Annotated in this window: 4 protein-coding genes; all 4 read left to right on the top strand. The window is 51.3% G+C overall.

The window, feature by feature from the left end; translation table 11 throughout:
• Positions 1-81 precede the first annotated feature (81 nt).
• Positions 82-2,667: a putative monovalent cation/H+ antiporter subunit A gene (locus J5F18_RS06215; protein WP_346301429.1), complete on the top strand. Its 2,586-nt coding sequence runs from the start codon at positions 82-84 to the stop codon at positions 2,665-2,667.
• A complete protein-coding gene (locus J5F18_RS06220) occupies positions 2,664-3,095 on the top strand; it encodes a Na+/H+ antiporter subunit B (protein WP_346301430.1) in 432 nt (143 codons plus the stop codon). Before J5F18_RS06215 ends, J5F18_RS06220 begins: the two co-directional genes overlap by 4 nt.
• A 12-nt stretch (positions 3,096-3,107) precedes the next feature.
• Positions 3,108-3,455: a Na+/H+ antiporter subunit C gene (locus J5F18_RS06225; RefSeq protein WP_290563219.1), complete on the top strand. Its 348-nt coding sequence runs from the start codon at positions 3,108-3,110 to the stop codon at positions 3,453-3,455.
• Positions 3,452-4,428: proton-conducting transporter membrane subunit (locus tag J5F18_RS06230; protein ID WP_346301431.1), on the top strand; the 977-nt coding region annotated here is incomplete at its 3' end. The genes J5F18_RS06225 and J5F18_RS06230, both read left to right, overlap by 4 nt.

A 4,428-nucleotide genomic window follows, 5' to 3' on the forward strand; every position in this document is an offset into this window, starting at 1 on the left:
TTTATGCTAGATTAACCCGTTCGACGCGCCGAGAATTTCGGTAACTTATTGATTTTAGGGTTTGCTGAAAGAGGAAAACGCATGCAATTAGCCGTTCTGGTGATTTATCTTGCAGCACTCGTAACCCCGTGGTTATTCGTGCAACATCAGCATCGAACCGCTTACTTAATGGCCATTGTCCCGGCCGCACTTACCATTTGGTTCGCCGGTCATATCCCGATGATCGCTGCCGGTGAAGTGCTCATTCATGAGTTTGCTTGGATTCCTGGCCTCGACATTTCGTTCACTATGGTGCTCGATGGCCTGTCGCTCATGTTTGCGCTGCTGATTTGTGGGATTGGTACTTTTATTGTTCTGTATGCTGGAGCCTACCTCAAAGGGCATGAGGATCAGAACCGATTTTTAGTGGTACTCCTCTCGTTCATGGGCTCGATGCTAGGCTTAGTTCTTGCTGACAACCTCATAACCCTCTTCGTATTCTGGGAACTCACCAGTATCACCTCTTACTTGTTGATTGGCTTTAATCATCATCAAGAAAGTGCACGCAAGGCTGCCTTGCAAGGCCTCATTGTCACTGTCGCTGGTGGTCTTGCCTTACTGGCCGGTATCGTCATGCTTGCCATTGCCGGTGGCTCTTATTCGATTCAAGAGATTCTCAATAGTAGCAACAGCGTGACGTCGCATGCGCTCTATACCGGCATGCTCATTTGTTTATTACTCGGTGCATTTACCAAATCAGCACAGTTTCCGTTTCATTTCTGGTTGCCAAACGCGATGGCTGCGCCGACGCCGGTTAGTGCATACTTACACTCAGCAACCATGGTTAAAGCGGGCATCTATTTACTCGCCCGTTTACAACCGCAAATTGGTGGCACCGAATTGTGGACCATCATTCTCAGTACGGTTGGCGCGTTTACCTTATTTACCGGTGCATTTATGGCACTGAGAAGCACGGATCTGAAAAAGCTCTTGGCCTATTCCACCGTGATGGCGCTCGGAACCCTGACCCTGCTGCTCGGCATTGGTACTGAATTGGCAATGCTCGGTTTTGCTGCTTATTTGCTTGCCCATTCGCTCTACAAGGGCGCACTGTTTATGCTCGCGGGCATTGTTGACCATGAAGCAGGCAGCCGCGAAGTTACAGAGCTCGGCGGCTTACGCAAGTATCTACCCGTAACGGCTGTGCTGACGGGGGTTGCTGCGCTGTCCTTGGCGGGAATTCCGCCGCTGTTTGGCTTTGTCGCCAAAGAGCTCTTGCTCGAGGCTATGATTGACGGTGCTTTTGCTTGGTTCATTTATGCACTTGTGATTGTCGGCTCAATTTTCATCGTTACCGTCGCATCGGTTATCGCTTTACGCCCTTTCTTTGGCGCATTTAAAGCACCGAAAGCAGCTGAGAAGATTCATGAGCCGCCGCTCGCCATGCTTGCTGGTCCGATTGTCTTGGTGGTTCTCTCGCTTGTTGCTGGCCTGTTGCCGGGCCTAGCCGGGTACTGGATTACTCAGCCCGCCACGAATGCGGTTGCAGGCACTGTCGTTGACGGCTATTTAGCACTCTGGCATGGTCTAAACTTACCGCTGCTACTCTCAGCGGTTAGTCTGGTTGCCGGTGTCATTCTATTTAAAATGTGGGATGGCGTACGCAATCGCTTGCGTATTTTAGACCCCATCATCGCGCGCGGCCCAGAGCGGGGTTATTTCCTCTTTATGGACGCAATCGTTTGGGTTGCCGAGTGGCAAACACGGCTGCTACAGAACGGGTCAATGCGTAACTATCTTCGCACCATCGTCCTCGTTTTCGTCGGGTTAACGGGCTACACCCTACTCGCTCGCTACCAAGTGCATTGGAATTTTGATGTTTCCTTCTACTTCCATGAGTTACTCGTTTTGGGCGTGTTAGTCGCCGCTGCAATTACCGCCAGTGTCACTCACTCGCGGCTTGGTGCTGTTGCCGCCATGGGTGGCGTTGGCTACACCATCGCCTTGGTGTTTATTTTATTCAGCGCACCCGATCTCGGCATTACTCAAATCTTGGTCGAAACGCTCACCGTTATCTTACTCGTACTCGTGCTGTTCCGCTTGCCGAGCTTCTCGAACATCTCGACCACGCGTGAACGTATTCGAGACGCTGCAGTCGCTCTGACGGTTGGTGTGTTAATGACTTTGCTAATTATGATTACCATCGATGTGCAATTGTTTGAGCCCATCTCAGGTTACATGATTGAGAATAGCTATCCGCTGGCTCATGGTCGTAACATCGTCAACGTGATCTTGGTTGATTATCGCGCACTCGACACCTTAGGCGAGATCTTCGTCTTGGCACTTGCTGCCATGGGTGTGTACGCCATGATTAAATTCAATCCGCAGACCGCACCGGGCGCAAACCACTTCGCTGGCACCTTAATTTTGCCGCCGAAGAAGATTCCGGAGAAGGACATCGTTCACTCACTCGATGAGATCCACCTTGCCATGCTGGAAAAAGAAGAAATTCTGGCACCGGGTGATGTTGCAGAGAACAACGGTAAGAAAATCGCCGCAGCAAGCGACGCCCAGTCGAACCCAGATCTGAGTCCGAATGCCACCGATGGGCATGATGATGATCAGGTCGAAAACACTGGCGAAAGCTCAGACGACGACAATCAGCGCAAGGAGGACAAACCGTCATGATGAAACCAGGCACGCTGATCTTACATGCTGCAGCACGTTTCCTCGTGCCCTTGCAGCTCCTATTTTCAGTTTTCTTATTACTGCGTGGGCATAACGAACCCGGCGGCGGCTTTATCGCTGGGCTTGTCGCTTCCGGTGCGTTCGCCCTTTATCTCTTTACTTTCGGTGCTGCCGTAACGCGTGACTTGATGCGCGTTGATCCGCGCAACTTAATTGGCATTGGTCTATTTTTCGGCATGATTTCTGTCTTTCCGGCGCTTTTCAACGGGCAGCCATTGCTCACGGCACAGTGGTGGCCGGTCATGCTACCGGGCGGCACAGAAATTAAGCTCTCGACGCCGCTTATTTTTGATATTGGCGTTTATTTTGCGGTGTTCGGCTCCGTCATGCTGATGCTGATCGCACTCACCGAAGCAGAAGAACACTAACAGGAGGCAAAAATGGAACCCATCATGGCCATTGTTGTTGGCCTCTTATACGCAGCGGCTATTTACATGATGCTTCGACGCAGTATCGTCAAACTGGTGATCGGCCTCATGTTAATTTCGAACGCAGCAAACTTACTTATCTTCACCTCCGCAGGGATGACTCGCGGCGGTCCGCCACTGATACCGGAAGGTTCTGTCTTGCCCGAAGGTGTGATTGCGGATCCACTCCCGCAAGCATTAATTCTGACAGCGATTGTTATCGCGTTCGGGGTACTCGCATTTGCTGTTGTATTGATTCACCGTGCATACAACATCCTGCGTACCGACAACTTGGATCAGATGAAGGATACTGACACGTGAGTTTAGAAGTCGCTCTGCCAATAATTATTCCTTTAATGACCGGAACCTTGTGCGTCATGTTATGGCGCTACAACGTGATCCAACGTGTCTTGTCACTGGTTGGTAGCCTTGCACTGCTCGCTGTGAGCATCTGGCTGCTCGTCAGTGTGATCGATCAAGGTCACGTCGTCATGTACATGGGTAACTGGGTCGCGCCTTTTGGGATTACCCTAGTTGCGGATATGCTTAGTGCCATTATGGTGGTTCTGACCGGTATGATGGCGGTGGCAATCGCCATTTTCTCGCTGTCGTCCGCTTCACCCAGTCATGAACGTTTCGGCTACTACCCGCTGATGCACCTGCTTCTAGCCGGTGTTGCGGGTTCGTTCTTGACCGGCGATATTTTTAACCTGTACGTCTGGTTTGAAGTGATGCTCATCGCTTCCTTTGCGCTTCTAATCCTCGGCGGTGAGCGCGCGCAAATGGAAGGTGCGGTAAAATACGTCACTCTCAACTTGCTTTCGTCAGCGATTTTCCTCAGTGCCATCGGCTTGCTTTACGGCATTACCGGCACCTTGAATATGGCCGATATTGCCGTGAAACTCGGCGCCGCAGAACATACCGGCATGGTCGACGTCATCGCCGTGATGTTCTTGATTGCCTTTGGTATTAAAGCCGCTGCGTTTCCGCTGTTCTTCTGGCTACCGGCGTCCTACCATACTGGTCCTGTGGCGGTTTCAGCGCTGTTTGCCGGCTTGCTCACCAAAGTCGGTGTCTATGCGCTATTCCGGGTGTTCACACTAATTTTCAACCAGAATGTCGACTTCACCCATGAGCTGTTATTGTGGATGGCGGCACTGACCATGTTGACCGGTGTACTCGGCGCTGCAGCGCAGTTCGAGTTCCGACGGATTCTGTCATTCCATATCGTCAGTCAAATCGGCTATATGATTCTTGGTTTAGCACTCTATACACCGCTGGCCATTATCGGTGG

This window comes from Halomonas sp. BM-2019, from assembly GCF_017584085.1.

What these genes read in the sequence shown, in the direction of transcription:
- J5F18_RS06215 (WP_346301429.1), top strand. Translation starts at nt 82, where the DNA reads ATGCAATTAGCCGTTCTGGTGATTTATCTTGCAGCACTCGTAACCCCG.
- J5F18_RS06220 (WP_346301430.1), top strand. Translation starts at nt 2,664, where the DNA reads ATGATGAAACCAGGCACGCTGATCTTACATGCTGCAGCACGTTTCCTC.
- J5F18_RS06225 (WP_290563219.1), top strand. Translation starts at nt 3,108, where the DNA reads ATGGAACCCATCATGGCCATTGTTGTTGGCCTCTTATACGCAGCGGCT.